At 68.6% G+C, this 26692-nt stretch carries 26 protein-coding genes and 1 tRNA gene; 12 read left to right on the top strand and 15 right to left on the bottom strand.

What is annotated here, in order from left to right:
- The first annotated feature begins 21 nt into the window (after positions 1 to 21).
- The 3 genes from fsa (at position 22) to Q0044_RS02380 (ending at position 2378) form a co-directional block, all read left to right on the top strand.
- Complete coding sequence (gene fsa, locus Q0044_RS02390) at positions 22 to 675, top strand: fructose-6-phosphate aldolase (RefSeq protein WP_298159034.1); 654 nt, start codon at positions 22 to 24, stop codon at positions 673 to 675.
- A gap of 105 nt (positions 676 to 780) precedes the next feature.
- Positions 781 to 1467 carry a DUF484 family protein gene (locus Q0044_RS02385; RefSeq protein ID WP_298159528.1) on the top strand — a complete coding sequence of 229 codons (687 nt, stop codon included), beginning with the start codon at positions 781 to 783 and terminating at the stop codon, positions 1465 to 1467.
- Positions 1449 to 2378, top strand: coding sequence for a tyrosine recombinase XerC (locus Q0044_RS02380; RefSeq protein ID WP_298159032.1), 930 nt, complete (start codon positions 1449 to 1451; stop codon positions 2376 to 2378). Before Q0044_RS02385 ends, Q0044_RS02380 begins: the two co-directional genes overlap by 19 nt.
- Here the strand turns inward: Q0044_RS02380 and Q0044_RS02375 are convergent.
- The 6 genes from Q0044_RS02375 to Q0044_RS02350 form a co-directional block, all read right to left on the bottom strand.
- A complete protein-coding gene (locus Q0044_RS02375; RefSeq protein WP_298159031.1) occupies positions 2375 to 2713 on the bottom strand; it encodes a hypothetical protein in 339 nt (112 codons plus the stop codon). The two genes, Q0044_RS02380 and Q0044_RS02375, sit on opposite strands and share 4 nt — an antisense overlap.
- A 66-nt stretch (positions 2714 to 2779) precedes the next feature.
- Entirely contained in the window at positions 2780 to 3571 is a 792-nt protein-coding gene (locus Q0044_RS02370; RefSeq protein ID WP_298159028.1) for an SDR family oxidoreductase, read from the bottom strand.
- A gap of 2 nt (positions 3572 to 3573) precedes the next feature.
- Positions 3574 to 4998 carry a dihydrolipoyl dehydrogenase gene (lpdA, locus tag Q0044_RS02365; protein ID WP_298159026.1) on the bottom strand — a complete coding sequence of 475 codons (1425 nt, stop codon included), beginning with the start codon at positions 4996 to 4998 and terminating at the stop codon, positions 3574 to 3576.
- Positions 4999 to 5116: 118 nt separating this feature from the next.
- Complete coding sequence (locus tag Q0044_RS02360) at positions 5117 to 5626, bottom strand: hypothetical protein (protein ID WP_298159023.1); 510 nt, start codon at positions 5624 to 5626, stop codon at positions 5117 to 5119.
- 79 nt (positions 5627 to 5705) lie between these two features.
- Entirely contained in the window at positions 5706 to 7577 is a 1872-nt protein-coding gene (locus tag Q0044_RS02355) for a PAS domain-containing sensor histidine kinase (protein WP_298159022.1), read from the bottom strand.
- 203 nt (positions 7578 to 7780) lie between these two features.
- Positions 7781 to 10501, bottom strand: a complete 2721-nt coding sequence (locus tag Q0044_RS02350; protein ID WP_298159020.1) for a TonB-dependent receptor — start codon at positions 10499 to 10501, stop codon at positions 7781 to 7783.
- A gap of 256 nt (positions 10502 to 10757) precedes the next feature.
- Between Q0044_RS02350 and Q0044_RS02345 the strand changes: the two genes are divergently transcribed.
- Positions 10758 to 11861 (top strand): phytase, encoded by a 1104-nt coding sequence (locus tag Q0044_RS02345; protein ID WP_298159017.1) that lies wholly within the window; start codon positions 10758 to 10760, stop codon positions 11859 to 11861.
- A gap of 31 nt (positions 11862 to 11892) precedes the next feature.
- Positions 11893 to 12309 carry a hypothetical protein gene (locus tag Q0044_RS02340; protein ID WP_298159015.1) on the top strand — a complete coding sequence of 139 codons (417 nt, stop codon included), beginning with the start codon at positions 11893 to 11895 and terminating at the stop codon, positions 12307 to 12309.
- 1134 nt (positions 12310 to 13443) lie between these two features.
- Here the strand turns inward: Q0044_RS02340 and Q0044_RS02335 are convergent.
- Positions 13444 to 13518: transfer RNA gene (locus Q0044_RS02335), tRNA-Gly, on the bottom strand.
- A gap of 168 nt (positions 13519 to 13686) precedes the next feature.
- On the bottom strand, positions 13687 to 14469 hold the full coding sequence (locus Q0044_RS02330) for an SDR family oxidoreductase (protein ID WP_298159012.1): 783 nt from the start codon (positions 14467 to 14469) through the stop codon (positions 13687 to 13689).
- Positions 14470 to 14526: 57 nt separating this feature from the next.
- Here Q0044_RS02330 and Q0044_RS02325 point away from each other — a divergent pair, with 57 nt between their 5' ends.
- Positions 14527 to 14937, top strand: a complete 411-nt coding sequence (locus tag Q0044_RS02325; RefSeq protein ID WP_298159009.1) for a YkvA family protein — start codon at positions 14527 to 14529, stop codon at positions 14935 to 14937.
- On the opposite strand, the gene Q0044_RS02320 is transcribed toward Q0044_RS02325, so the two are convergent.
- Positions 14934 to 15935 carry an NADPH:quinone oxidoreductase family protein gene (locus Q0044_RS02320; RefSeq protein ID WP_298159006.1) on the bottom strand — a complete coding sequence of 334 codons (1002 nt, stop codon included), beginning with the start codon at positions 15933 to 15935 and terminating at the stop codon, positions 14934 to 14936. The two genes, Q0044_RS02325 and Q0044_RS02320, sit on opposite strands and share 4 nt — an antisense overlap.
- A 112-nt stretch (positions 15936 to 16047) precedes the next feature.
- On the opposite strand from Q0044_RS02320, the gene Q0044_RS02315 reads away from it, so the two are divergent.
- Positions 16048 to 16932, top strand: coding sequence for an isoaspartyl peptidase/L-asparaginase family protein (locus Q0044_RS02315; RefSeq protein ID WP_298159004.1), 885 nt, complete (start codon positions 16048 to 16050; stop codon positions 16930 to 16932).
- A gap of 75 nt (positions 16933 to 17007) precedes the next feature.
- On the top strand, positions 17008 to 19842 hold the full coding sequence (locus Q0044_RS02310; protein WP_298159001.1) for a M16 family metallopeptidase: 2835 nt from the start codon (positions 17008 to 17010) through the stop codon (positions 19840 to 19842).
- A gap of 58 nt (positions 19843 to 19900) precedes the next feature.
- On the opposite strand, the gene Q0044_RS02305 is transcribed toward Q0044_RS02310, so the two are convergent.
- The 5 genes from Q0044_RS02305 to Q0044_RS02285 form a co-directional block, all read right to left on the bottom strand.
- Positions 19901 to 20440 carry a hypothetical protein gene (locus tag Q0044_RS02305; RefSeq protein ID WP_298158999.1) on the bottom strand — a complete coding sequence of 180 codons (540 nt, stop codon included), beginning with the start codon at positions 20438 to 20440 and terminating at the stop codon, positions 19901 to 19903.
- Between the two features lie 78 nt (positions 20441 to 20518).
- Positions 20519 to 20968 (bottom strand): hypothetical protein, encoded by a 450-nt coding sequence (locus tag Q0044_RS02300; protein ID WP_298158997.1) that lies wholly within the window; start codon positions 20966 to 20968, stop codon positions 20519 to 20521.
- A gap of 91 nt (positions 20969 to 21059) precedes the next feature.
- Positions 21060 to 21482, bottom strand: a complete 423-nt coding sequence (locus tag Q0044_RS02295; protein WP_298158995.1) for a hypothetical protein — start codon at positions 21480 to 21482, stop codon at positions 21060 to 21062.
- A 66-nt stretch (positions 21483 to 21548) separates the two neighbouring features.
- Positions 21549 to 21851, bottom strand: coding sequence for a hypothetical protein (locus tag Q0044_RS02290; protein WP_298158993.1), 303 nt, complete (start codon positions 21849 to 21851; stop codon positions 21549 to 21551).
- A 109-nt stretch (positions 21852 to 21960) separates the two neighbouring features.
- Positions 21961 to 23196 carry an argininosuccinate synthase gene (locus Q0044_RS02285; RefSeq protein WP_298158990.1) on the bottom strand — a complete coding sequence of 412 codons (1236 nt, stop codon included), beginning with the start codon at positions 23194 to 23196 and terminating at the stop codon, positions 21961 to 21963.
- A gap of 135 nt (positions 23197 to 23331) precedes the next feature.
- On the opposite strand from Q0044_RS02285, the gene Q0044_RS02280 reads away from it, so the two are divergent.
- From Q0044_RS02280 to Q0044_RS02270, 3 genes are all read left to right on the top strand, one after another.
- Complete coding sequence (locus Q0044_RS02280) at positions 23332 to 23547, top strand: DUF1674 domain-containing protein (RefSeq protein WP_298158988.1); 216 nt, start codon at positions 23332 to 23334, stop codon at positions 23545 to 23547.
- Between the two features lie 56 nt (positions 23548 to 23603).
- The gene (locus Q0044_RS02275) at positions 23604 to 24032 is read left to right on the top strand and encodes a hypothetical protein (protein WP_298158986.1); all 429 of its coding nucleotides are present in this window, start codon (positions 23604 to 23606) and stop codon (positions 24030 to 24032) included.
- Positions 24033 to 24160: 128 nt separating this feature from the next.
- Positions 24161 to 25183: a hypothetical protein gene (locus Q0044_RS02270; protein WP_298158983.1), complete on the top strand. Its 1023-nt coding sequence runs from the start codon at positions 24161 to 24163 to the stop codon at positions 25181 to 25183.
- Between the two features lie 3 nt (positions 25184 to 25186).
- Here the strand turns inward: Q0044_RS02270 and pyrF are convergent, their stop codons facing one another.
- Complete coding sequence (gene pyrF, locus Q0044_RS02265; protein ID WP_298158982.1) at positions 25187 to 25906, bottom strand: orotidine-5'-phosphate decarboxylase; 720 nt, start codon at positions 25904 to 25906, stop codon at positions 25187 to 25189.
- A gap of 86 nt (positions 25907 to 25992) precedes the next feature.
- Between pyrF and Q0044_RS02260 the strand changes: the two genes are divergently transcribed.
- A complete protein-coding gene (locus tag Q0044_RS02260; RefSeq protein WP_298158979.1) occupies positions 25993 to 26691 on the top strand; it encodes a MarC family protein in 699 nt (232 codons plus the stop codon).
- Position 26692: the final 1 nt, after the last annotated feature.

The raw sequence follows: 26692 nt of genomic DNA, 5'->3' as shown, positions 1-26692 counted from the left end.
CGCTCAGCTAGAACCCGGCTCATGAAACTCTTCCTCGACACCGCCGACGTCGCCGTCATCAAGGACATGCTGCCCACCGGGATGGTGGACGGCGTGACCACCAATCCCACGCTGATCGCAAAGTCCGGGCGCAACATCGCCGAGGTCATCGCTGAAATCTGCGCCCTGGTCGAGGGTCCGATCTCCGCCGAAGCCGTCGCCACCGATTTCGAGACCATGGTCAAGGAGGGCGACAAGCTCGCCGCCATCGCCCCGAACGTGGTGGTGAAACTGCCCCTGACCTGGGACGGCCTGCGCGCCGCCCGCGCCTTCGCCGACAAGGGCATCCAGACCAACGTCACCCTCTGCTTCTCCGCCGCCCAGGCCCTGCTGGCCGCCAAGGCCGGCGCCACCTACGTCTCACCCTTCGTCGGCCGCCTCGACGACCACGGCGCCGTCGGGGTGGACCTGCTGGAAGAGATCCGGACCCTTTACGACATCCACGGGTTCGAGACCCAAATCCTGGCCGCCAGCCTGCGCCACCCGGCCCATGTCACGGCCGCCGCCCTCGCCGGATCGGACGCCGCCACCCTGCCGGCCGACACTTTCAAGGCCCTGATCAAGCACCCGTTAACCGACAAGGGGCTTGATGCCTTCCTGGCGGACTGGGGCAAGACCGGCCAGTCGATCCTCTAGAGGATCGACCAACAGAAGAGCTCCATCCTGTAGTTTACGACCCGGCGTTCCGGGAGGAGCGCCGACGTGACGTCCAGGGACCAGACCGCAGACCTGTTCGCCGCCATGGACCAGGGCTCGAGGGAGCTTCACTGGCCCGACGTCCGCGTCTGGCTGCAGGCCAATCCCCAGACCCTTCTGGACGACCGCTCCCTGCTGGAAGAGGTCGGTCTGAAGCCGCACGGCCGCAACGTCGTCGAGTTCGGCCGCGCCGCCCTGACCCGGCTCGAGGAAGCCGCCGAGCGCGAGGCCGACGCCAGGAAACGGATCGAATCGGTCGCCCGCGCCAATTTCGCCGCCCAGACCCAGACCCATGTCGCGGCCCTGGACCTGATGGAGTCGCGCAACCACTCCGACCTCGCCCGCAGGCTGGACGCCGTGGCCCAGGGCCGGTTCGGTCTGGCCGGCGCCGCCATCGCCATCGAGAAACCCGGCGGCGTGCCCTTCGGATGGCGCGGGCTGGAGGTCGGCGGCGTCGACGCCCTGCTCGGCGACCATGGCCTCACCTGGCTGGGCCCGATGTTCGAGGGCCTCGACCTGTTCGGCCCTTCGACGGACCAGGCCCGCTCGATCGCCCTGATCCGCATGGCCCCCCACCTCGGCGGCGAACGCCCCGAGGAAGCCCGCCCCGCCCTCTGCGCCTTCGCCTCGCCCGAGGAAGAAGGCTTTACCCCGGGCATGGGCTGCGAACTGGTCGCCTTCATCGCCCGGGTCGTCGAACGCACGGCCGAGCGTTGGCCCATCCTGAATTGACGGCGTCCGGGGCCCTCACAGCCTGGCTCGAGCATCTGGCGCACGAACGCCGCCTGTCGCCCCGGACTCTGGAAGCCTACGGTCATATCGGCCGGCTCTACCTCGCCTTCCTCGATCGCCATCGCGGCGAGCCCCAGAGCCTTGCCGATCTTGGAACCGTCACCGCCGCCGAGCTGCGCGCCCACCTCGCCGAGAGACGCTCGGGCGATCATCCCTTGAACGCCCGCTCGCTGAGCCAGACCCTGTCGGCGATCCGCACCTTCCACGTCTTCCTCGATCGCCGCTGCGACACGCCTGCACCCCAGCTGGCCCTCGTGCGCGGCCCCCGGGTCAAGCCGTCCCTGCCCCGGCCGGTGACCGCCGATCAGGCGCGGGGCCTGCTGGCCGAACCCGCCCTCGACCCCGACGCCGAGCCCTGGGAAGCCCTGCGCGACGCCGCCGTCCTGTCCCTGCTCTACGGCTGCGGTCTGCGGATTTCGGAGGCACTGGGCCTGACCCGGGCCGACGTCCCCCTCCCCGACAGCCTGCGCATCAACGGCAAGGGCGGCAAGACCCGGATCGTCCCGGTCCTGCCCGCCGTTCGTTCGGCGGTCGACGCCGCCCTGGCGGCCCAGCCCTTCCCGCTGCAACCGTCCGACGCCCTGTTCCGCGCCCGGCGCGGCGGTCCGCTCGGCGCCCGCCATGTCCAGGCCACGGTGCAGAAGCTACGCGGCCGCCTCGGCCTGCCGGCCAGCGCCACGCCGCATGCGCTCAGGCACAGTTTCGCCACCCATCTGCTGGGCGCCGGCGCCGATCTGCGCAGCATCCAGGAACTGCTGGGCCACGCCAGCCTGTCGACGACCCAGAAATACACCGCGGTCGACGCCGCCCACCTGCTGGGCGCCTACGCAGCGGCCCATCCAAGGGCCTAGGGGCGGATGATTGTCGACGAGCGCTGAGTCGAGCGCCCGACTTCACGGCCGACAGCGTTCGAGCCCGGCACACGGTAGTTGACGACGATCGGGACCGAACAGCCGTTCACTCGCCGCTCCAGCAACAGGTAATGGCCCACCCGGTCCTGACCCTCTCGCCACAGCAGGCTTCCGCCGCCGTCCAGATCATTCGTGGGCATCGTCAGCGAGTTGCAGCCGGGTCCGGGCTGGCCAAAGACGCGCATGGCGCCCTGCGCTCCGGGGAGGGGCGCCGGCGGCATCGGCGGGATCACCGACTGGGGCGCGGCGGCGAGAAGGAACAGCATCGACAGCATCGGGACCTCCGTTCAGAGTGTCAGTCTACACCCTGAGGCTGAATTCCGGAACAGCCGCGACCCTTGTCAGATCGCCCGGATGGCTCCGCCGTCGATGCGGATCAGGGACCCCGTCACATAGGCCGCCTTCGGACTGGCGAGGAAGGCCGCCACGGCCCCGAACTCGGCCGGATCGCCCAGCCGCCCGACGGGAATACTCTCGACCGACGTCGCCCGGGCCGCTTCCGCCGTGACGCCGGTCTGTTCGGCCCGGGCCTGATCGAGCTTCTGAACGCGCGGCGTATCGATACGACCGGGCAACAGAGTGTTGACCGTCACCCCGTCGGCCGCGACCTCGGTCGCCAGGGTCTTGGCCCAGGCGGCCACCCCGGCCCGCAGGGTGTTGGACACGCCCAGGATCCCGAGCGGTTCGATCACGGTGGACGACGCCACGTTCAGGATCCGTCCCCAGCCCGCAGCCCGCATGGCGGGCAGGACCCGGTCGGTCAGACGAAAGACCGACAGCACCATGGATTCGAACTGGGCCCGCCACAGATCCGGGTCCAGCCCCGCCACGCCCGAAGGCGGCGGCCCGCCGGTGTTGTTCAGCAGGATCTCGATCGGTCCGCCCAGCAGATCCTCGGCCGTATCGACCGCCGCCAGCAGGCCTGCATGGTCCGCCAGATCGGCGGGCACGACCACGGCCCGGCCGCTCGCCGCGGCATTGATGCCGTCGGCCACGACCTGCAGCTTCGCAGCATCGCGCGACAGCAGGGCGACATGGACGCCTTCCGCCGCCAGGGCCTCGGCGACAGCCCGACCGAGGCCGCTGGAGGCCCCGCAGACGAGGGCCCTCTTGCCGGTGAGGCCGAGGTCCACCCTTAGGCCTGCATCGTCCAGCCATCGACGCCCATGGCCGCCTGTTTTACGGCTTCCGAGCGGGTCGGGTGGGCATGGCAGGTGCGGGCGATGTCTTCCGACGAGCCGCCGAAGGCCATGGTGATACAGGCCTCGGCGATCAGTTCGCCCGCCGCAGGGCCGAAGATATGCACGCCCAGGACCTTGTCGGTCGCGGCGTCGGCCAGGACCTTCACGAAGCCCTCGGTCTCGTGGTTGATCTTGGCGCGCGAGTTGGCGGTGAAGGGGAATTTGCCCTTCCTGAACGCGACGCCGGCGGCCTTCAGCTGTTCCTCGGTCTTGCCGACCCAGGCCACTTCCGGTCCGGTGTAGATGACGCTGGGGACCAGGTCGTAGTCGACGTGACCCGCCTTGCCCGCGATGTATTCGATGACGGCGACGGCCTCTTCTTCCGCCTTGTGGGCCAGCATCGGGCCGTGGGTCACGTCGCCGATGACCCAGATGCCGTCCTTGCCGGTCTTCAGGTGGTCGTTGTTGAGGAAGCCGCGCTTGTCGGTCTCGATCCCGACGCTCTCGAGGCCCAGGCCCGCCGTATAGGGACGACGGCCGATGGCCACGAGCACAACGTCCCCGGTCAGGGTCTCGGTCGCGCCGCCGGCTGCCGGCTCCAGGGTCAGGACGACACCGTCCTTGGCCGCCTTCGCCGAGGTGACCTTGGTCCCCATCTTGAAGATCATGCCCTGTTTCGTCAGGCCGCGCTGGAAGGCAGTCGCGACCTCGGCGTCCATCCCGGCGCCGACCTTGTCGAGGAACTCGACCACCGTGACCTCGGCGCCCAGGCGACGCCAGACCGAGCCCAGCTCCAGTCCGATCACCCCTGCGCCGATCACGATCATCTTCTTCGGGATCGCCGGGAGCGACAGGGCCCCGGTGGAATCGATGATCTTGCCCTCGACGAAGTCCACGCCCGGAAGCGGGGTGGGCTCAGAACCCGTGGCGATGACGATATCCTTCGCCGTCAGCGTCGTGACCGTTCCGTCGGCGGCGGTCACCTCGACCTTGCCCGCACCTGCGATCTTGCCCGTGCCCTTGATCCAGTCGGCCTTGTTCTTCTTGAACAGGAACTCGATCCCCTTGGTCAGGGCTGTGACGCTTTCGGCCTTCTGCTTCATCATCTGCGGCAGGTTCACCCTGGGCGTACCCACGTCGATGCCGAGCGTGCCGAACTCCTTGTTGGCGATCTCGAACAGTTCAGAGGCGTGCAACAGGGCCTTCGACGGCATGCAGCCGACGTTCAGGCAGGTGCCGCCGAGGGTCTGACCCTTCTCGACGCAGGCGACCTTCAGACCCAGCTGGCCGGCCCGGATCGCGGCATTGTAGCCGCCGGGTCCGCCGCCGATGATCACGACGTCGTAGAAAGCGGTTGCGGCGGGGGCGGCGTCTGCCATGGAAACCTCTGTATCGGTCACGGACGGGGAGTCGGCCGCTGTCCTAGCGCCTGACCCGGACGGGTCAACCGCTGTGGCGTAGATGGGAAGCAAGGCCGTGTTCGGCGAGGGGGTCCCTTCACGCGGCGAGATGGCCGGGGGCGCGCCGTCGCACCCTCCGTCGTGACACAGCCACGATGATCAGGCCGACCACCAGCAGAACGCCCAGAACAATCCAGGTCGGATCGAGGGGCAGGCCGGCCGGAGCCACCGCCTCGGCCGAGCGCCGGGCGATCTCGCCCCCGCCGGCGTAGGTTTCGGCCTGGATCGAGGCGTTCGCCGGCCCGCCGGCGCCGGAGCGTTCGATGGCCAGGCGAAGGGCGGCGTCGGCGAGAAAGCCGAGGAAATAGGCGACCGCCGCCCGGGGATTGCCCGAACCCAGCATGATGGCCGCGATCAGATACAGGACGACCGCCCCGATCCAGAAGACGGCCTGTGGGATACCGCCGCCGGCCTCGACCATGGCAGAGGCCCGCTGGGTCGCCACGGCGGGCTCGGCGCCCTCGAGGAAGGGGGAGAGGAAGGGCCAGGCCAGCCAGCCGGCATAGGCGATCACGGCGAGGACCAGAACGAACCGCAGGATCTTCATGGCCAGGCTCCGGACGACGGGAAACGATGTTCGTTAATCTAGCATGCCAGAGAGGCAGGCCAAGGCGCGAAGACGTGTCTCAGGCGGCGGTTTCGATGCGCGCCTCGGCGGCCGGCAGGGTCAGGGTCGCTTCGGCGCCTTCTCCCTCAGCGCCCGTCAGGGTCAGGGCGCCGCCGGACTGGCGGGCGAAGGCGTGAACCTGGGCCAGACCCAGACCCGCGGCGCCGTCCCGGGTCGTGAAGAAGGGCTCGAGCGCGCGCGCCGCCGTGGCCGCATCCAGCCCGGGGCCTGTATCGCGCACCGTCAGCCGGGCCCCGCCGTCGGCCAGGGCCTCCAGCCGGACCGCGACAGACCCGGCGCCCCCTTGCGCCTCGACCGCATTGCGGACAAGGGCCTGGACCGCGCCCTCGAACCCGACCGGATCGACGCGGACCAGGGCCTCATGAGACGGCCCTTCGATCATCAGATCGACACCGGGACCGGCCATGGCGCGCAACCGCGTTTCCATGGCCAGCAGCAGCACACCGCAGTCCAGCACCTGGGCATGGGCGTCCTCGCCCTGTGAGAAGGCCGACAGGCGACGGGTCAGGGCCTCGCCCCTTTGTCCGGCCGCGAGAGCCGCCTGACCGAGACGGCGCACCCGGGCGGGGTCGTCGGCTGTCTTGAGCATCATGTCGAGCGCGCTGGTCATGACGGCGAGCAGGGCGTTGAAGTCCTGGGCCACGCCGCCGGTCAGACGTCCGACGCTCTCCAGCCGGCGCGAGGTTTCGTTGCCCGTCTCGACCTGGGACAGAATTTCCGCCCTCGCCTGTTCAGCCAGACGCAAGGCCTCGGCCCGTTCGGCCTCGACCTGGGCGCGCGCGGCCTCCAGTTCGGCCTGCAGCTGCGCCTCGCGCGCGGCGGCGGCCTCGAGTTCCGGCGCGAGGTCGACGACCGGCCCGGCGGGGGGGATTGTATCGGCCTCCGGTTCGGACGCGGGCTCCGGGAGCGCCTCGACGGCGACCACCGGGTCCGCTTCGATCGCCATCATCGGCTCCGCCGCATCGCCAGCCAGCAGCAGGGCGTCGACCGGGTCTCCGGGCGCATTGAGCGGCAGGATGCGCCAGGCGACGCCATGATCGCCGCCCATCGTCGAGACGATCGGATCAGCCTCTCCGGGCCGGGCGTGGATGGCCGCGCGCAGGGTCTGGCGCCCCTCGACCCGCTCGGTCTCGCCGAGGAACTGGTCGGCGAAATCAGCGCCGATGACGTCCTGAGTGCGCCCGAACAGGGCCAGGGCCTGGGCATTGGCCTCGCGCACGATGCCGTGGGCGGAAACCACCACCAGGGCGCTTGAAGCGGCCTCAAACACGCGACGGGTCAGGTCGTCATGGGTCGCGACCGGCGCGCTCTCGGGCGGAAGGACTTCCGGCGTGGTCAGGCCTTCGGTCTCCACGATGGCGGCGGTCGAACCGATGATCTGGCCGTGGGCGTCCTCGATCGGCATGGCCGTGACCGAGACCAGCATCTTCCGGCGCGTCGACGGGTTGGCGAGGATGTGCTGGAAGCCCTTGACCGTCTGGCCGCGCAGGGCGCGCGCGCTCGGCAGCAGGTCCGGCGGGACCGGACGGCCGTCGGGATAGGTGATGCCCCAGGTCGCCGAGTGGAATCGCAGGCCGATCAGCTCGGCGTCACGGCGCCCCATCAACTGATGCGCTGCGCGGTTGGCGAAGACGAATTTGCCGCCGCGGTCGGTCTGGACCAAGGCGACAGGGATGGCGTTCAGGGTCTCGTAGAGCCGCGTCTCGGCCGCCTCCCGGGCCTTGGACACGGCCCCCAGCTCGTCCGAGGTCGAGACCTGGCGCGTCCGGTGGGTCACCGCGAAGATCACCGCCAGGATGGCGACGACCGAGGTCACGGCGGCGACGACGCCCAGCACCAGGACCCAGTCGATGTCGCCTTCCATGAACATGTTCGGTCTTCCTGTCTTGGCACGGGTCAGAGTGTTCGGACCGACGCCTGCAAGCCCCGCGCCGTCGCGGACCCAAGCCGGTTAGGGCCAGACCCGGCGCGGGTCCAGTCGCATTCGCGCGATCCCGGTGAACGACTGCCGAAGACGGCAAAAAGGGCCGGGCATCGCCGCCCGGCCCTTCCCGTCTTGAGGCGTTCGCCGCCCTAGAAGTTGAAGCGGATTCCCGCGTCGAAGCGACGGCCGAACCGTTCCCACTCGATCGTGTACTGGCTTTCGCGCGAGTAGCGGCGGCCCGGAGTGTTGGTCAGGTTCGAGGCGTCAAAATAGACCTCGAAGTTGTCGGTGACCGCATAACGGACCGAAGCGTCCATTTCGTCATCTGCGGCCCAGTAGGTCGAACCGCCGTCCACGACCGGACCATAGGCGTCGAGCCAGGCCGTGCGCTTGCGGAAGTTCAGGCGAGCCGACAGACCGTACTTCTCGTAGTAGCCGGCCAGATTATAGACGACGTCGGAGGTGTTCGGCAGCGACACCCGCGAGCCGTCCGGCGCGGTGGCCTGGCTCTGGTTGGCGGTGACGTTGACGTTAAAGCCGAAGCCGCCCATCCATTCCGGCAGTTCCAGCTGTTCAACATAGGGATCCAGCTGCAGCTGGAAGGCGCCCTCGAAGCCCCAGATGTAGCCTTCGCCGCCGTTGACCAGGGTCGACAGGCGATACTGCGAACGATCCGTGCCCGTGGTGTTCAGGACGGTCGAGTTGAACACGCGCGTATCGGTGAACAGCACGTCCTCGACCCGCTTGTAGAACAGGCCCGCCGAGAAGAAGCCCTGCGGCTGGACGTACCATTCATAGTAGGCGTCGACGCCGTAAGCGCGTTCCGGCTTGGCGTCCGGGTTGCCGCCCGACACGGTCTGGTTGGCGTCGTTGAAGGTGAAGTTCGGACGCAGCTGGTCGTAGTCGGGACGCGCCGCGCCGGTCGAGAAGGACAGACGCAGCTTGCGGTCCTCGTCGATGTCGTAGTTCACGTGCAGGCTCGGATAGACCAGCGTCTGCTCGTTCTCGACCTCGATCCGGGTGTTGACGCCGGCGAGGGCGACGATCGCCTGGCCAGTGTTGGTGATGCGCTCGACGCGGGCGCCGGCCAGGACCGAACCCCAGTCGTAGCCGAGGCGAACCATGCCGTAGGCCGCCGCGACCTGTTCCTCGACATTGTAGAAGTTGGCGGTGACGGGGTTGTAGGGATTGAGAGCCGCAGCGCGCGACACCTGGTCCCGCATGGCCTGCAGGTCGAAGTAGCGGAAGGTGTAGCCCAGCGGAATCTTGCCCTTGAAGGGCGTGCTGAGCGAGACCGGCAGATAGGTGGTCGAGACCCCGGCCGCCGCGAACTGGGCGGCGGTGGTCAGGGCCATCTGGCTCTCGTTCGATTCCTTCGTGCGCTGGTCGTACTGACCGCCGAGGGTGACGCGGGCATCGGCGCCGAACAGGGTCAGATCGCGGCTGGCGTCGAAGCGGCCCGTGTAGGCCTCGGTCTCGTCGATCGCGCGCAGCGAGGTCAGCTGGGTGAGGTTGCGCTGGAAGTCGTCGATGTTGGTGACGCGGGCGCCGCGGCTGTAGGTCGTGGCCGCGCCCGTTCCGGTCGTGATCGTGTTGTAGAGTTCGATGTTGTGGCGGTCGATATTGGTGAAGTCGTAGAAGATCGTCGGACGCAGGTTACGGGTCGACGGGCTTTCGTAGCGGGCTTCGCCGACCACCGAACGATCGTCGATCGAGCGGGTGAAGTTCAGGCGCCAGTCCAGGTTCCAGGCGCCGATCTCATGCTCGCCGCCCAGGGTGTTGGTGAAGATCGACTGCTCGTAGGCGCGCAGGGTGGCGCGCTGGTTGATGTCGATGCCGTAGACCGTGCCGACCAGCGAGGTGTTGCCGATGCAGCTGTCGGCATAGCCGGTGTTGGTCACGATGCCCGTGGGCACGACCGTGCAGGGCGCAGCGGCCGAGCGCGGCGGGACCGAGGGGTCGGCCTGGCGATCGTCCGTGTCGAACAGGAAGTTGTCGCGCGCCTCGTCGTCCTGGAAGGTGGTGAAGATGGACTCGAAGAACACCCGGTTCGTGTCGTTCGGACGCCAGTCGAGACGGCCAGACTGCGAATAGTTGGTGCGGGTCAGGCGATAGAGCTTGTTCTCGGTCTCGCGCGCCCACAGGCGGTTTCCGCCGCCGCTGGGCTGGACGTCCTGGGGCACGATTTCCCAGTCGATCTCATAGTTGTCGGTGACCATGTTGCGCTCGTAGTACGAGCCCGAGGCCAGGATGCCGATCTCGCCGATGCCGGTGTCGAAACGGTCCGACACCACCAGCTGGCCTTCGTACTCGTTGCGATCGCCGAGTTCGACGATCCCCGCGCCGGCCTTGCCCGCGACGTGCAGGCCCGAATAGTCGAAGGCCGACCGGGTGATGATGTTGATGTTGCCGGCGATGGTCTCGCCGTTCATGTCCGGCGTCACGGCCTTGTTGACGACGATCTGCGAGGCGATGGCCGAAGGCAGGCTGTCGTAACGGGTGTCGCGGCCCTCGGGGCTGACGATGCCGATGCCGTTGATGGACAGGGTCGTCCAGTTCTTGGGCGCGCCGCGCAGCGAGATATAGCGGGGCTGGCCCTGGTCGCTCTCGACCGCGGCGCCCGGCACGCGGGCGATGGCCTGGGCGATGTTCTGGTCAGGCAGGCGGCCGACGGCGTCAGAAGCGACGACGCTGACCAGGCTGTCGGAGTTGCGCTGAACCTGAAGCGCGGCGGCTTCGGATTCGGCGATCGGCCGGCGGCCGGTGACGACGATTTCGTCGACCTGATCCGCGGCCTGATCCTGGGCGAAGGCGGCATTGCCGATGAGCAGGGGCGCCACAGCGGCGCCCAGCAGAAGAGCGAGTTTCATTTTAGACATCCCCGATGGTCCGATCGACCCCCCGGGCCGTCGGCTGTGGATTTCGCTGCTACGCCACCGCGACGACGTCACGGCGACGCTTGTGCGACGCTGCGGTCGCGATTCGTCGGACGTGATGTGACAATCCGTCCGTAGACGGTGAAATCACCGCCAGGCCTCCTTGTGACGGTTCGTGGCACGGGCTTGACCGGCGGTTTGCCACGTGGTCTGCGCCGCCGCGCCACGCCCTTACAATCGAGGATTTGACATGCGCCAGATCGCCCTCTGCACCGCCGCCGTCGCCGCCCTGCTGCTCGCCGGCTGCGCCACCCACGAGGTCGACTACCAGGGCGAGGGCGAAGGCGTGATCGGCGCGGGCGTCCGGGTCCAGGCGACGCTGGAGACCCCGTCGGTCGGCACCGGCGGCGGCGAGGACGCAGCCGACGATCCGGCCGTCTGGGTCGGAAATCGTCCGGTCGTGGTCATGGGGACACAGACTCCGGGCTTCGTCGCCGGCACCGACAAGAAGGCCGGCCTCTATATCTACGGCTTCGACGGGGCTGTGCTGCAGTTCATGCCCGAGGGCCTGCTGAACAATGTCGACGCCGTCGACGGCCTGGCCGTCGCCGGCCGTCCGCAGGTGGTGCTGGGCGCCAGCGACCGGACGCCCGGCAAGGAGGGCGTCTCCCTCTATCTGTTCGACCCCGCCGGAACCGGCCAGAACGGCGTCCGCCCCTGGGGCGCGATCCGCACCGATGTGGTCGAGCCCTATGGCTTCTGCTTCGCCCGTCGCGGCGCCGAGATCCACGCCATCCTCGTCGGGCACGAAGGCGAGGTGCGACAGTTCGTCCTGACCGCCGACGCGGCCGGCCAGCCCGTCTCGCGCGAGGTCCGGCGATTCGAGATCGGCTCCATCTCCGAGGGCTGCGCCGCCGACGAGGCGACCGGCGCCCTCTATCTGGCCGAGGAGAACGTCGGCCTGTGGCGCTACGGCCTCGATCCGGCCTCGGGCGACGCCCGCACCCTGATCCAGGGGATCGAGACCGACCGACTGGTCGCCGACGCGGAAGGTCTGACCGTCCTCGCCGACGGCGCGGCCCGCTATCTGATCGGCTCCAGCCAGGGCGACAGCGCCTTCCCGGTCTGGCGCATCGACGGTGCCGCCCCCGAGTACAAGGGCCGGTTCGTGGTCGAGGACGGGGTCGTGGACGGGGTCACCGGCACCGACGGTCTGGCGGCCCTGGGCGGCCGCGTCTCGGACGCCTTCCCCGAGGGGGTCGTGGTCGTCCAGGACGACGTCAACGACGTCGGCACCCAGAACTTCAAATACATCGACTGGCGCGTGATCAAGGCGGCGCTCGGTCTCGATTGATCCCGAAGGCCTCCGGTCGCTAGTCTGCGGAATGACGAACGACCCGCGCCCCGATGATCTGGACCCCGAAGACGGCGGCGGCTTCGACGCCGACGACTGGTCGCGGCTGAAACCCTTCACCGGCCGGGTCGCGACCCTGGATGATGTCCAGGCCCGCCGGGCGGTGTTCGCCCTCGGCGATTCAGAGGACCCGCAGGTCATCGACATGGACCTGCCCCAGCCGGTCATCTGGTGGGACGACGACGGGGAACAGGGGGCGGTCGCGGTGCAGGCGGAGGTTCACGCCGGGGCCTTCGGCGAGCCGATGGAGGTCCTCGGCCTGATCCTGCCCGACGGCGACGCCGTGGTGGCCCTGCTGGACGACGTCGACCTGGTCGACGACACCGATCCCCACTGGCGCAGGCTGGTGGACGAGGCGATCGACCCGAACGCGGCGCACGAGGACTGACGCGCCCCGCGCCGGACGGTTTCGTCCGTCGGTCCGGACGAAAAACACCCTGACGAAACGGACGAAACGGACGAAACGGACGAAATCCGCCTCCCCCGCCAATGAAATCAGTCCCTTGCCTGAACGGCGCCGGTTCAACCGAGGCCGTGTTGCGGACATTGCGTCGGCGGGCCACGCCGGATGTCAAAGACCCGTTTGGGAAATAGGTGGCCGGCCACCTTGCGCAAGGGCACTGAAAGAATAAATTCCTGAAATCCCTATTCCGGAGCCCGGCGGTGAAGGCCGGCGGTAAAAAGCCCGGTCTCGCCGCCGGCCGCCGGGCGATCGACGGGAGCGCCGCCGTGGATGATCCGGTCAACGAGCCCGCACCGATCGGTCGGCCTGTTTGAAGGTCCGCTTTTCAGCTGTACGCCAAAGTCGCACTGCGACCCCTTGCGGACATTCATGGCATTTCACATCCTGCGAGGATGCAGTCCTCAGCCGACATGATCTCAAAACGCCAATATCAGCTGTCGTTTAGCGAAGAATTCGACGAGGCGACGTTTGATCTGCGCGGGCGAGCTTTTCAGCTCGATTTTGTCAGCGTCCGAACGTGGACTATCGGACAGATTACATCCCATCCCTACGAGTTCGCTTTTACAGGCGAGCCAATCCAAGACCGCACGGGGATCGCTGTTTTAGGCAATCTGTTTATCGGACTCTCGACAAGCTTTGAGTCTTCGGACGGACCATGGGGCGCGAGGGTCCTCGCCCTCGACGCCTCAGGCGAGATAGTGCCTATCGGTCGCGCTCTATTGGCCGTTAGTTCGTAAGCCTAGGGTCCGCTCTCCACCTCTCCCAGACACAGCTGAGGTCCGCTTCCGGGGCGGGAGTCCGGCGGGCAATCGCGCCTGGAGTGCCGCGACCACTGATGACACAGGCGCGGGCGAAAAGGGTCAACGCTCGACCCCAACTCTGGCAAACTCACGCGGCACGGTGCGGAATTGAAAAAGGCCCGGTCGAAACCGGGCCTCTTCAAATCGACTGGAGCGGGCGAAGAGATTCGAACTCTCGACCCCAACCTTGGCAAACTCACGCAGCCCGGGCGTAGAAAACAAAAAAGCCCGGTCTCACGACCGGGCCTCTTGGTTCGACTGGAGCGGGCGAAGAGATTCGAACTCTCGACCCCAACCTTGGCAAGGTTGTGCTCTACCACTGAGCTACGCCCGCACTCCGTAACGGGACCCGAAGGCATCCGTCTCGTCGAGAGGCGGCCGTATAGCGGACCCTCTCGACGTCCCGCAAGGGGCTTTTCGAAAATTACCTTCCGGCTCAATCAGCGAGGCTCCGCGAGCCAGGCGATAGCCCCTCAAGAATGGCGCTGATCGGCGCTGCCGATCAGCGGGGAGCCATGCGGATGGCGCCGTCGAGGCGGATGCATTCGCCGTTGATATAGACGTTGCGGGCCAGTTCCAGCACCAGGGAGGCGTAGTCCGAGGGCTTGCCCAGACGGCTGGGGAAGGGGATCTGGGCGGCCAGGGCGTCCTGGATCTTCTGATCCATGCCGGCCATCATCGGGGTCCACATGATGCCCGGCAGGATGGTGTTGCAGCGGATGCCCTCCTGGGCCAGGTCGCGGGCGATCGGCAGGGTCATGGCGTAGACACCGCCCTTGGAGGCCGAATAGGCCGCCTGGCCGACCTGGCCGTCCTGGGCCGCCACCGAGGCCGTGTTGACGATCAGGCCGCGCTCGCCGTCCTCCATGGGCTCAAGGGTGAACATCCCTGCGGCCGATTGGCTCAGGACGCGGAAGGTGCCGAACAGGTTGACGCGGACGGTCCGTTCGAACTGGGCCATGTCGTGGGGCTTGATCTCGCCGGTGTCCCGCTTGCGCGAGACGGTCTTCATGCCGGTGGCGATGCCGGCGCAGTTGACGGTCAGACGCTCCTGGCCGTGGGCGGCGCGGGCCTTTTCGAAGGCGGCGGCGACCGAGGCGTCGTCGGTGACGTCGACGGAACAGAAGATCCCGCCGATCTCCTTCGCGATCGCCTCGCCCTTCTCGGCGTTGAGGTCGAACAGGGCGACCCTGGCGCCCGTCGCCGCGATGGCGCGCGCCGTTCCTTCGCCGAGGCCCGAAGCCCCGCCCGTGACCACTGCCGCGATCGACCCGTCGAGTTTCATCGTAATCGTCCCTATGTTCTGATCTGAACTTCTGATTGCCGCGGGGATTTAGCCGCCATGACCGCCAAAGCCAAACCCGCCGCCGGGACCATAACGCCCGAGGACGCCATCGATCCGTCGAAGGCGCTGGTCCCTTCTGTGCAGAAGGTCAATGAGGTGCGGGTCAAGGCCGGCTTCTGGCCCAAGATCGGCCGGGTCGCCGCCCGCATCCCGTTCGCGAACCAGGCCGTGTCCGTCTACTACGCCGCCCGGGACCCGGAGACGCCGATGGCGGCCAAGGGGATCATGCTGGGGGCGCTGGCCTATTTCGTCATGCCCATCGACGCCATCCCGGACGTCCTGGCCGGGATCGGCTTCACCGACGACGCGGCGGTGATCACCGCGGTCATCGCGACCCTGGGGGCCAATGTGCGCAAACGCCACCGCGAGGCGGCCGAGAAAGCTCTCGACCGCCTGCGCGACAGCTAGCTTTCCACGGTCACCACGACCTTGCCCATGACGGTGCGGTCCGACAGGGCCTGGATGGCCTCGTGGGCCCGTTCCAGCGGGAAGGTGCGGCTGACGCGCGGCTTGATCTTGCCCTCGGCCCAGAACTTCATCAGGTCGGCGACATTGGCCTTGTGCCCCTCGGGATCGCGCGCGGCGCCTGCGCCCCAGAAGACCCCGACCACCGACACCGACTTCAGCAGGGTCAGGTTCAGCGGGAAGGACGGGATGCCCGCCGGGAAGCCGACCACCAGATAGCGGCCGTTCCAGTCCATCGCCCGCAGGGCCGGCTCGGCATAGTCGCCTCCGACGCCGTCATAGACCACGTCCGGACCGTCGCGGCCCGAGGCCAGCTTGAACTCGCCTGACAGCTCCTTCTGGGCGGCCTTGTCCATCGGACCCGACGGATAGATCAGGCCGTTGTCGGCCCCCAGTTCCAGGGCGAACTGGACCTTGTCATTGGTCGAGGCGGCGGCCGTGACCTGGGCGCCCATGGCCTTGCCCAGTTCGACGGCGGCGGCGCCGACCCCGCCCGCCGCGCCCAGCACCAGCAGACGTTCGCCGGCCTTCAGCTGCGCCCGGTCCTTCAGGGCGTAGTAGGAGGTGCCGTAGGTCATGATCAGGGCGGCGCCCTCCTCGAACGACATGGCGTCGGGCATCTTGATCAGGGTCTCGGCCCGCACGGCCAGCCGCTCGACCATGCCGCCCCAGCCGGGCATGGCGATCACGCGGTCGCCCTTGAACACGCCCTTGACCCCCTCGCCCACGGCCTCGACCACGCCGGAGACCTCTCCGCCCGGCGAGAAGGGACGCTGCGGCTTGAACTGGTATTTGTCCTCGATGATCAGGGTGTCGGGGAAGTTCACCCCCACGGCCTTGACCTCGATGATGACCTCGCCCGCCTTCGGGGTCGGATCCAGCACCTCCTCGACCACCAGGCTGTCGGGTCCGCCGACGGTTTTCGAGAGCACAGCGCGCATGAGTTCTTTCCCTGGCGTCGCCTTTCCCCGCTGGAATGTGGCGTACGCGTCGGCGGGACGCTAATCAGGCGGCGGCTCGAAAGAAAGAGGCCGAACGGTTTCAGGAGATGCCATGACCCGCCCCGCCCTCATCCTGCACGGCGGCGCCGGCGCGCGCCGCAGCCGCGACTACACCGCCGAGATCGCCCATATGCGCCAGGTGGTCGAGGCCATGCGGGTGCGCCTGGAGGCCGGGACCCCGGCCCTGGACGTGGCGGTGGAGACCACGGTGCTGCTCGAGGATTCCGGCCTCTATGTCGCGGGACGCGGGGCCTCGCCGAACCTGGCGGGCGAGTACGAACTGGACGCCAGCCTGATGGACGGCCCGACCCGGCGCGCGGGCGCGGTCGCCGCCTTCCAGGGCTATCACAACCCGATCCGGGCGGCCCGCGCCGTGATGGAGCACAGTCCACACGTCCTGCTGGCCGGGTCCGGCGCAGCCCGGTTCGCGGGCGAACAGGGTCTTGAGCCGATCGACGACCCCGACGCCTGGTTCACCCGCGCCGGCCAGGGCGAGGACAACCATCCGCCGGGCCAGGGTCCGGCCCTGAGCCACGGGACGGTCGGCTGCTGCGTGCTGGACATTCAGGGTCGGCTGGCCGCCGCCACCTCGACCGGCGGCGTGTTCGGCAAGCTGCCGGGGCGGGTGGGCGACACGCCGATCCCGGCCGCGGGCGTCTGGGCCACGGACCGGGTCGCCGTCTCCTGCACGGGTCAGGGCGAATATTTCATCCGCACCGCCGCCGCTGCCCAGATGCACTGGCGGGTCGAGGCGGGCGCCTCCATCACCGAGGCCGGGGACGCGGTCATCGCCGGCATAGGCGCGATGGGCGGCGACGGCGGCCTGATCGCGCTCGACGCGGAGGGCCATCGCGCCGACCCCTTCAACAGCCAGGGCATGAAGCGCGCCTGGCTGACACCGGACGGCGAGATCGGCGTCGAGGTGTTCGGCCGCTAGACCACATTACACGCCCGTAACTTACGCCGCCGCCAAGCCCTGTTACGGTCCCCCGAAATCCTCCGGAGCCCTTCCATGAAGTCTCGTCTGAAGTCGGCCGTCGCCGCCCTCGCCATCGTCACCGCCCTCGGGGCCTTCTCGCCTGTCATGGCCCAGAGCGCACCCGCCGGCATCGAGGTGCCGCCGCTGGGCTTCGTGAAGCGGACCCTGCCTAACGGTATGGATGTCTACACCGCGCGCGACACGACGACCTCGAACGTGACGGTCCAGGTCTGGTACCGGGTCGGCTCCAAGGACGATCCCCAGGACCGCTCCGGCTTCGCCCACCTGTTCGAACACCTGATGTTCAAGGCGACCAAGGACTTCCCGGACGAGACCTTCGACCGCCTGACCGAGGACGTGGGCGGCAACAACAACGCCTTCACCAGTGACGACGTCACCGCCTACCACGAGACCATCCCGGCCAATCACCTCGAGCGACTGATCTTCGCCGAGGCCAGCCGCCTGTCATCGCTGGTCGTCGACGAGAGCGTGTTCGAGAGCGAACGCGACGTGGTCAAGGAGGAGTACCGCCAGGGCGTCCTCGCCAACCCCTACGGCCGTCTGTTCAGCCTGTTCGTGCCGGGCAGCATCTATCAGGAAAGCCCCTATCGCCGCTCGACCATCGGCTCGATCGAGAACCTCGACGCCGCCACCATCGAGGATGTTCGCCGCTTCCACGCCACCTACTACCGGCCCGATAACGCCATCCTGATCGTGGCCGGCAATTTCGACCAGGCCCAGCTGGACGGCTGGATCAACGACTACATGGCGGTGATCCCCAACCCCGACCGGCCGATGCCCGCCAACAACGTCATCGAGCCCGAGCCGACCGGCCCGCGCGAGGCGACCTTCTATGCGCCGAACGTGCCCCTGCCCGCTGTCGTCCTAGCCTGGCCGACCGTGGCCTATCGCGACGCCGACCGGATTCCCCTGACGGTGCTGGACGGCATTCTGTCGACGGGCGAGAGCTCCCGCATGTACCGCTCGCTGGTCTATGAACAGCAGATCGCGGCCCAGGCCTCGTCCAGCCCCGACTTCGCCCAGCAGGCCGGCTACCTGGCCGCCTATGCCATCATGGCCGGCGGTGAGACGCCCGAGACCGGCATCGCCGCCATCCGGGCCGAGATCGCGAAGTTCCGCGATTCCCCGGTCACCGAGGCTGAACTGACCGAAGCCAAGAACGAGATGGTCGCCAACGCCCTGCGCGAACGCGAGACCATCGACGACCGCGCCAACGTCCTCGGCTTCGCGCTCATCAACACCAATGACGCCTCGGTCGCCGACCGCGAGATCGCCGAGATCCAGGCGGTCACCGCCGCCGACATCCAGCGGGTGGCCCGGCGCTACCTGACCGACCAGCGCGGCCTGACGATCCGCTACCTCAACGCCGACGCCGAACACCCTGTGACGGAACAGACCACAGCCGTGACCGCACCGGTCACCGTCGCCGACCTGGCCCCGGTCGGCCAGGTCTTCACCCTCCTGCCCGAGGCCGAGCGCGCCGCCCTGCCCGCCACCACCGAGCCGGTGGCCCCGACCACGCCGCCGGTGGCCGACTTCCGTCTCGACAATGGTCTGCGCGTCCTGGTCGTCGAGAAGGACGGCCTGCCGCTGGTCTCCGCCCGCCTGAACTTCGACGCCGGTTCGGCCAACGAGGCGCCGGGCAAGGCCGGAGTCGCCGCCATGACCGCCGCCCTGCTGACCCAGGGAACGGCCACCCGCAGCGCACCCGAGATCGCCACCGAGATCGAACAGCTCGGGGCCAGCATCGGCGCCGGCTCGGGCCCCGACTTCTCCAATGTCTACGCCAACGCCCCGGCCAACGTCTTCCCGCAGACAGTGGCCCTGATGGCCGATCTGGTGCGCAATCCGGCCTTCGCGCAGCAAGAACTGGATCGCCAGCGCGACCAGACCCTGGACAACCTGCGCGTCTCCCTGGCCACCCCGGGTCCGGTCGCCTCCCAGGCCGCCGCCCGCGTGATCTATGGCGATGCCCCCTATGGCGCCCCGGGTTCGGGCACCCTGACCACGATCCCCGCCATCACCCGCGAAGACGTGGCGATCTTCCACCAGCAGCGATACCGCCCGATCGATGCGACCCTGGTGTTCTCCGGCGCTATCGAAGAGGCCGAGGCGAGAGCGCTGGCCGAGGCCGCGTTCGGCGACTGGACCAACCCCTCGGCCGTCGGGGCGGCGTTCGATCCGTCCGGCCAGCCCCTGCCGCCCCGGATCGTCGTCATCGACCAGCCCGGCGCCGGACAGGCGGCGGTGACGGTGGCGTTGCGCGGCGTGTCACGGACCGAGGCCGACTATTTCCCGCTGACCCTGGGCAACACCCTTCTGGGGGGCAGCTTCACCTCGCGGCTCAACCAGGAGATCCGCATCAAGCGCGGCCTCAGCTACGGCACCCGCTCCTCCCTGGGCGTGCGCCGCGACGATGGCCTGTTCACCGCCAGCGCTCAGACCCGTAACGACGCGGCGGTCGAGGTCTCCGACCTGATCCTGGCCGAGATCACCCGCCTGTCGACCACCCGGCCGACGGAATCGGAATTGACCACCCGCCAGGCCATCCTGACCGGCGCGTTCGGAGACTCACTGGAAACCGTGGATGGTCTGGGCGGCCTCGTCGCCAACCTAGCCCTCTATGACCTGCCGATGAGCGAACTGGCGGCCTATGTCGGAAAGGTCGAGGCCATCGACGGGGCGGCGGTCCAGTCGGCCTTCGCCGAACACCTTCCGGTCGACCGGGCCAGCCTGGTCATCGTGGGCGACGCGGCCCAGTTCATCGACGCCCTGCGGGCCAAACACCCGAACGTCGAGGTCATCCCGATCTCCGCGCTGAACCTCGATAACGCGGCGCTGCAATAGGGCCGGTCAAGTCGCCTCCCTGTTCGCCGTCTGGCGAACGGAGAGGCGACGGCAGGATCTAGTCTTCGGCGGACTCGTCTTCGGCCTCTACGGTCTCGGCGTCTTCGGAGACGACGACCTCGGTGGCCTGATCCAGAGCGTACTGGGCGATCAGGCCGTAGGTGACCATCTGTTCCGGATCGTTCGCCGCCCAGGCGCCGTTCGTGACCATGCCCTGGGCGAGCACCGGGGCGGTCCGCAGGGCCTCCTGCACCTCAGGGTCGTTCATCGCATCGGCGACCAGGGCCTCGACGTCGATATTGGCCAGGGCTTCCCGGGCGATCTGACCGGCATGGCGGCTGACCTCGGTGGTGAAGGCCGCGATCTCCGGCTGATACTCGGTCCAGATGGCCGCGATCTGCATCTCGCGCTGGGTCTCGGTCAGGTTTTCGTCTTCAGAGATCGCCTCGGCCCGTTCGCCGAACGCCTCCATCCGCGCCTCGAAGGCTTCGGCGGCGGCTTCGATGGCGGCTTCAGACGCGGTCTGGGGCTCTTCAGCGAGCGCGGCGGACAGCGGCAGGAGAGCGAGGGCGGCGGAGAGCGAGAGGGCGCGGATCATGGCGGGGCGTTCCTTGAGTTCGCACGCAAGGTCGATCCGACGGTCGGTCAGCTCAAGTGAAATCGCGGTAAGGCGGTCTCAGGGGGCGGTGGGCGCGGCTTGCGCCGCCTGTTCGACCTGGGTCCGGACCAGACGCGGAACCGAACGAATCTGCGGCAGGGCCTCGGCCAGACCGGCTTGCATGCCCGGCCGTTCAGTCTCGGGCGCCGCGGCCATCTGCTGGTTCAGGAAGGTCTCCAACGCCGAGGCGAAGGCGTCGGCCTCGGGCTGGTAGCGCGCCTCGATGGCGTCCAGCGCCGCGGCCCGCGTGGCGGCGTTGCCGCCCGGATCGGCGACGGCCGTCTGCATTTCCTGCTGCATGGCCTCGATCCTCGCTCCAAAGGCCTCGGCGGCGGCCTCGAACTCCGCCTGGCCGGACGCGGGCGTCGCCGCGGGCGTTTCAGCGGGGGGCGCGACCTGGGCGTGGCCCGGAGCCGCAACCGACAGGGCCGCAATCAGAAGGAGCAAGGCGGCGGAAACACGGGTCATGCAGGGCCTCTCACGTTTGAACACTGCCCGGTCTCGCGAAATCGTCGCCCGTTCACAAGTCGAAAATAGATGAAGACGACGCGGGCTGACGTCAGCTGGCGGGCGCCGCCTCCGGCGGAGCTTGCATGACGCTCTGGCGCACCATGGCGGGGGCGCGTGTGATCTGGGTCAGGGCCGTCTCCACGTCCTCCGGCGGGACCATGCCGGGATTGGCCGCCAGAAAGGCCCGCAAACGCTTGGCGAAGGCGTCGGCCCTGGCCTGATAGGTCGCCACGATGGCGTCGACGTCGGCGACGGCCCTGGCGGTATCGGCGCCGGCGGCGGCCCTGGCTGCGAGAAGCTCGGCCCGCAGGGTGTCAAGGCTGGCATAGTAGGCGTCGCCTGCGGCGGCGATCTCGTCCGCCGTCGGAGCGGCAGTCGCCGCCGCCGGGGCGGCCGGCGCAGGGACTGCGTCCTGGGCCATGACGGGGCCGGACGACGCCAGGGCGCAGGCGAGGGCGAGAACACGGATCATGACGACACTCCTGGATACAGTCCGAGCCCTTCCCGCAAGAGTGGGCGGGGCTCAAGCCTGAAACGCCTACTTCGGACCGGGCCGCGTGCGAGCGCCCTGGGCCTGGGCGTTCTCCTGGTAGCGGGCGACGATGGCCGTGATGGCGGCCCGGGCCCGGGCCTGGTCGCCGTCGGCGTCGATGATCGCCTGGACGATGTCCTGGTTCATGCGCGCGCGGGTATCCCGGTCCGTAACGGCCGGGGCGAGGGCGGGAATGTCGACCCACTCCATCGCCGGCGGGATGACGGCCGGGAGGCCGTTCTGCGCCAGCGTAGGCGAGGCGGCGGAAAGAATTGCGGCCGCGACCGCCGGCAACACGAACCTGCGCATGACACCCTCCCTGAAAGGCCGGCGGACGATGTCGCCGAACCCTTCATCGCGCAAGATCGCGTTCGCGGAATCCGTCTTCGAGGCGCCTTTGGTCAGGCGCGCGCCCGGCTCAGGAGCGCCGGTCGCGCTTGGCGAGAACCCGCAGGCGAAGCGCATTCAGCTTGATGAAGCCGCCGGCGTCATTGTGGTCATAGGCCTGGACGCCCTCTTCGAAGGTCACCAGATCCTGATCGTACAGACTGTTGGCGCTCTCGCGGCCGATGACGGCGACATTGCCCTTGTAGAGCTTGACCCGGACCGTGCCCGAGACCTTCTGCTGCGACAGATCGATGGCGGCCTGCAACATCTCGCGCTCGGGCGAGAACCAGAAGCCGTTGTAGATCAGCTCTGCATATTTCGGCATCAGCTGGTCCTTCAGGTGCATGGCGCCGCCGTCCAGGGTGATCGACTCGATGCCGCGGTGGGCGGCGATCAGGATGGTGCCGCCGGGCGTCTCGTAGACGCCGCGCGACTTCATGCCGACATAGCGGTTCTCGACCAGGTCCAGACGGCCGATGCCGTTGTCATGGCCCAGTTCGTTCAGCTTCGTCAGGATCGTGGCCGGGCTCATCGCCACGCCGTCGATGGAGACCGCGTCGCCCTTCTCGAAGCCGATGGTGATGACGGTCGCCTTGTCCGGGGCGTCCTCCGGGCTGATGGTGCGCTGGTGGACGAACTCGGGGGCCTCGACCGCCGGGTCCTCGAGGACCTTGCCCTCCGAGGAGGAGTGCAGAAGGTTGGCGTCGACCGAGAACGGGGCCTCGCCGCGCTTGTCCTTGGCGATCGGGATCTGGTTCTTCTCGGCGAAGTCCAGCAGGGCCTCGCGGCTGCGGTATTCCCACTCGCGCCACGGGGCGATGACCCGGATATCGGGCTCCAGCGCATAGTAGCCGAGTTCGAACCGGACCTGGTCGTTGCCCTTGCCGGTGGCGCCGTGACAGACGGCGTCGGCGCCGACCATGCGGGCGATCTCGATCTGGCGCTTGGCGATCAGCGGACGGGCGATCGAGGTGCCCAGCAGATAGTCGCCTTCGTACTGGGCGTTGGCGCGGAACATCGGGAAGACGAAGTCGCGCACGAACTCCTCGCGCAGGTCGTCGATGAAGATGTTCTCGGGCTTGATGCCCATCTTCAGGGCCTTCTCGCGGGCGGGGGCGAGCTCTTCGCCCTGGCCGAGATCGGCGGTGAAGGTCACGACCTCGGCGCCGTATTCCGTCTGCAGCCACTTGAGGATGATCGAGGTGTCCAGACCACCGGAATAGGCCAGGACGACCTTCTTGACGGGCTTGTCGGAGGCTTTGGCCATGGGGAGGTCCTTCGCGAGACGGCGTTTGTCGGGGATTGGCGGCGCTTAAAGGGCCTGACGCCCCGCGATGCAAGGGCGAGACTGTGGCGTTGAGCGGCCTATCGCGACGCGCCGGGCGGGATTATGTCTGTCCGCATGCCCGACACGCCTGAAACGCCGCCCGAAGCCCCCGTCGAAGCCGCGCCCGAACGGGTCCTGAGCGAGGCGGCGAAACGCGCTTTGGCCGAGGCGGCCGAGCGCCGTGCGGCCGCCGAGGCGCTCGAGCTTGCGACCGAGCACGGCGGCCCGACCGGACCCGAACCGACCCGATACGGCGATTGGGAGAAGAAGGGCCTCGCCGTCGATTTCTGAGACGCGAACGAATCCCGGCGAACAGTGTTAACCTTTTCGTACAGCCGGAGGGTTTCATGCATCGTCTCGCCCTGATCGTTCTCGCCGCCAGCGCGCTTCCTGGCGCGGCCGCCGCCCAGACCTGGGGCCAGCCGGTCCATGCCGCCCGGCCCGCGCCCTACGGACAGCCCTACGGAGGGCCGGTCGCCCATGGATATGGCGGCTACGGCCAGGGCTACGAAGGCGGCTCCGGCTACGGCGACCCGCGCGCCTATCGACCGCCCGTCCAGTATGGCGGCGGATACGGCTACACCCATGATCGCGGCGGCCGCTACGGCTACAGCAACCGCTCGGGCCAATGGACCCGCTGGTCCAGTCCGCCCGGACGCGGCTACCATGACGTCTATGGCTATAACGACGACCGCGCCCCGCGCGGCGCCGACCATGGACGCTATCCGGATCGAGACTGTTCCTGCGGCACCGGGCCCTATCTCTACGACCGTTGAACCCACCTTCACGCCAGAAAAGCGAGATTTAACCACGTCTTGAACGGATTGCTCCCGCCTCTGGAGCATCCGGAACCCTTCCACGCGAGACGGCCTACGGTGGACTTGAACGTCCCGGAGTCCGCCCTGTGAAATCCCTCATCTCGATCCTGACCGCCCTCGTCCTGCTGGGCGTGTCGCCCGCCCTGGCGAGCGAAAACGGCGGCGGGGGCCAGCACGGCGGCGGCCACGGAGGCGGAGGCTGCGGCGGAGGCTGCGGCGGCGGTGGCGGCCATCCCGGGGGCGGTGGCGGTCATCCCGGCGGCGGCCACTACGGCGGCAACATCAATGTGAACGTCAACGCAAACACCAATGCGAACGCCGGCGCCTATGCCGGCGCGGGGGCCGGCGCCTACATCAATGCCCGCGGCTATGACGTCGGCGCGATCCGGGGTGGCGGCGGATACGGCGGCTCGGTCATCCACGGCAGCGGCGGCGTCGACATGGGTGGCGGCTATGGCTACGTCGCCGGCTATGCGGTCGTCGTGCGCGGCCCCGGCTATGGCCCCAGCCGGCCGTTCGGCTATGTCGCCCAGGGCTTCGGTCGCCGCTATGTGACCACGGATCGGTGCTGCGGCCTGCGCCCGGCGCCCTGCTACGACAACTGCGGCGGCAGACGACCGTCCGCGCCCCCTCCCCCGCCTCGCCCCTCCTGCAACTGCCAGGGCGGGCACGGGCATGACGGCCATGCCGACATCCAGGGGGGTGGTTACGGCTATCAGCAGAGCTATTCGGGTGGCCGGAGCGGTTCGACCTACAGCAGCTACGAGAGCTACAGCGAAAGCAGCACCGGCGGCTATTCGAACAGCCATCAGGGCGGCGACCGCTACTCCGAACGTCGCGACGACGGCCCGCGCTATACGCCCATCCCCTATCACGCCGCGCCACTGGAGCCTGTCACCTACGAGCAGGGCGGCTACGGCCAAGTCTATGCCCCGCCGCAGATCCAGTACAGCCAGCCGGCCTATGCGGAACCGACCTATACCGAGCCGCAGGTCTATCAGCCGGCTCCGGTCTATATCCAGGCACCGCTGGACTACTACGGCGATCTGCCTCCGGGCGACACCGGCGAGGGCTATCCCTATCGCCAGGAGCCGGGCGAGCGCGGCTAGGGTCTAGCGGACGCCGTCCATCTCGGCGGCGATCAGGGCCGCCGCCATCACCGGGTTGTCCGCCGCGATGACCGGCCGGGCCACCACCAGATGGGTCGCTCCGGCCTGCAGGGCAGCGGCGGGCGTCGCGACCCTCTGCTGATCGCCCAGGTCGCCGCCGGCCGGACGCACGCCGGGCGTGACGATCAGGAAGTCCGGACGCCCCGCCTCGACGGCGATCTCCCGGACCCGGGCGGCCTCCAGCGGGCTCGACACCACCCCGTCGACGCCGCAGTCCAGCGCCTGACGCACGCGCGCCTCGACGAGGTCGGCGGCCCTGGCCGAATAGCCGATCTCCCTCAGGTCCTCGTCTGACAGGCTGGTCATGACGGTGACGGCCAGGATCTTCGTCGCATGGCCGCTCCGACCCTTCACCGCCGCCCGCATGACCTGGGGCTCAGCGTGGACGGTCAGCAGATCGCAGCCGCCCTCGGCCACCGAGCGGGCCGCGCCCTCGACCTGGGCGCCGATGTCGTGAAGCTTCCAGTCCTGAAAGACCATCTTGCCCATGGCGCGCAGTTCGTGGGCGAAGGCGACGCCGCCGGGACGGGCCAGCAGCGTCAGCCCGACCTTGTAGCTCTCGACCCCGTTTCCGATCCGCTCGACGAGCATGCGGGCCGCCTCGATTGACGGCAGATCGAGCCCGACGATCAGGCGCGGGTCGGACAGGAGAGGCGAGGTCATCGACGGGCTCCGCGTGACCGGCTAGACCCGGCGCACAGGGTGCGTCGGCGAACCGGCGTTTGGCGATGTGAATTAGGGGACAGGCAATGGACGCGCTCGATCTGGGGGTCAACCTGTTCGTGACCCTGTTCGCCCTGCTCGACCCCATCGGCAATATCCCGATCTTCGCGGCGGCCACGGCAGGCGCGACCCTGAGGCAGCGGGTTTCGGTCTCGGCCCTGATCTGTCTGTTCGCGGCGGTCTTCCTCGCCTTCTTCTTCTTCACGGGCCTGGGGCTGCTGCAGTTCTTCGGCATCTCGCTGGCGGCCTTCCGCATCGCCGGCGGGGTGCTGCTCCTGCTCCTGGGTCTGGACATGGCGCGCGAGGACTTCCTCGCCACCTTCGCCGACAAGGACGCGGCCCTCGATCTGAAGGATGTGCGCGGCTATGCGCGCCGGCGGTTCCAGCGGCTGGTCGTTCCCTTCGCCATACCCCTGATGATCGGCCCTGGCGCGATCTCGGCCATCATCATCCAGGCCGGAGAGGCCGAAAAGATCGGCGCGGCGGGCACGGTCGCTTCCCTCATCGCCATCGCTGCGGCGGCCCTGGTGTCCTTCGTCAGCTTCGCCCTGACCGGTCCGATCAGCCGCATCCTCGGCGAGGTCGGCCTGGCCATCATTGTGCGGGTCCTGGGCCTGATCCTGTGCGCCCTGGCGATTCAATTCATCCTCATGGGCCTGGGCGAGGCCCTGCCCGGCATGTTCGCGGGCTCGGTGACGACGCCGTACCCGAGCGGCGGCCACTGAG

Origin of the sequence: Brevundimonas sp., assembly GCF_027484365.1 — a bacterium.
Lineage (GTDB): Bacteria > Pseudomonadota > Alphaproteobacteria > Caulobacterales > Caulobacteraceae > Brevundimonas.
The sequence above is the reverse complement of the archived record's forward strand: the minus strand, read 5'-3'. Positions and strand labels throughout refer to the sequence as shown.

What these genes read in the sequence shown, in the direction of transcription:
- fsa (WP_298159034.1), top strand. Translation starts at nt 22, where the DNA reads ATGAAACTCTTCCTCGACACCGCCGACGTCGCCGTCATCAAGGACATG.
- Q0044_RS02385 (WP_298159528.1), top strand. Translation starts at nt 781, where the DNA reads ATGGACCAGGGCTCGAGGGAGCTTCACTGGCCCGACGTCCGCGTCTGG.
- Q0044_RS02375 (WP_298159031.1), bottom strand. Translation starts at nt 2,713, where the DNA reads ATGCTGTCGATGCTGTTCCTTCTCGCCGCCGCGCCCCAGTCGGTGATC.
- lpdA (WP_298159026.1), bottom strand. Translation starts at nt 4,998, where the DNA reads ATGGCAGACGCCGCCCCCGCCGCAACCGCTTTCTACGACGTCGTGATC.
- Q0044_RS02360 (WP_298159023.1), bottom strand. Translation starts at nt 5,626, where the DNA reads ATGAAGATCCTGCGGTTCGTTCTGGTCCTCGCCGTGATCGCCTATGCC.
- Q0044_RS02355 (WP_298159022.1), bottom strand. Translation starts at nt 7,577, where the DNA reads ATGTTCATGGAAGGCGACATCGACTGGGTCCTGGTGCTGGGCGTCGTC.
- Q0044_RS02350 (WP_298159020.1), bottom strand. Translation starts at nt 10,501, where the DNA reads ATGAAACTCGCTCTTCTGCTGGGCGCCGCTGTGGCGCCCCTGCTCATC.
- Q0044_RS02345 (WP_298159017.1), top strand. Translation starts at nt 10,758, where the DNA reads ATGCGCCAGATCGCCCTCTGCACCGCCGCCGTCGCCGCCCTGCTGCTC.
- Q0044_RS02340 (WP_298159015.1), top strand. Translation starts at nt 11,893, where the DNA reads ATGACGAACGACCCGCGCCCCGATGATCTGGACCCCGAAGACGGCGGC.
- Q0044_RS02330 (WP_298159012.1), bottom strand. Translation starts at nt 14,469, where the DNA reads ATGAAACTCGACGGGTCGATCGCGGCAGTGGTCACGGGCGGGGCTTCG.
- Q0044_RS02325 (WP_298159009.1), top strand. Translation starts at nt 14,527, where the DNA reads ATGACCGCCAAAGCCAAACCCGCCGCCGGGACCATAACGCCCGAGGAC.
- Q0044_RS02320 (WP_298159006.1), bottom strand. Translation starts at nt 15,935, where the DNA reads ATGCGCGCTGTGCTCTCGAAAACCGTCGGCGGACCCGACAGCCTGGTG.
- Q0044_RS02315 (WP_298159004.1), top strand. Translation starts at nt 16,048, where the DNA reads ATGACCCGCCCCGCCCTCATCCTGCACGGCGGCGCCGGCGCGCGCCGC.
- Q0044_RS02310 (WP_298159001.1), top strand. Translation starts at nt 17,008, where the DNA reads ATGAAGTCTCGTCTGAAGTCGGCCGTCGCCGCCCTCGCCATCGTCACC.
- Q0044_RS02305 (WP_298158999.1), bottom strand. Translation starts at nt 20,440, where the DNA reads ATGATCCGCGCCCTCTCGCTCTCCGCCGCCCTCGCTCTCCTGCCGCTG.
- Q0044_RS02300 (WP_298158997.1), bottom strand. Translation starts at nt 20,968, where the DNA reads ATGACCCGTGTTTCCGCCGCCTTGCTCCTTCTGATTGCGGCCCTGTCG.
- Q0044_RS02295 (WP_298158995.1), bottom strand. Translation starts at nt 21,482, where the DNA reads ATGATCCGTGTTCTCGCCCTCGCCTGCGCCCTGGCGTCGTCCGGCCCC.
- Q0044_RS02290 (WP_298158993.1), bottom strand. Translation starts at nt 21,851, where the DNA reads ATGCGCAGGTTCGTGTTGCCGGCGGTCGCGGCCGCAATTCTTTCCGCC.
- Q0044_RS02285 (WP_298158990.1), bottom strand. Translation starts at nt 23,196, where the DNA reads ATGGCCAAAGCCTCCGACAAGCCCGTCAAGAAGGTCGTCCTGGCCTAT.
- Q0044_RS02280 (WP_298158988.1), top strand. Translation starts at nt 23,332, where the DNA reads ATGCCCGACACGCCTGAAACGCCGCCCGAAGCCCCCGTCGAAGCCGCG.
- Q0044_RS02275 (WP_298158986.1), top strand. Translation starts at nt 23,604, where the DNA reads ATGCATCGTCTCGCCCTGATCGTTCTCGCCGCCAGCGCGCTTCCTGGC.
- pyrF (WP_298158982.1), bottom strand. Translation starts at nt 25,906, where the DNA reads ATGACCTCGCCTCTCCTGTCCGACCCGCGCCTGATCGTCGGGCTCGAT.
- Q0044_RS02260 (WP_298158979.1), top strand. Translation starts at nt 25,993, where the DNA reads ATGGACGCGCTCGATCTGGGGGTCAACCTGTTCGTGACCCTGTTCGCC.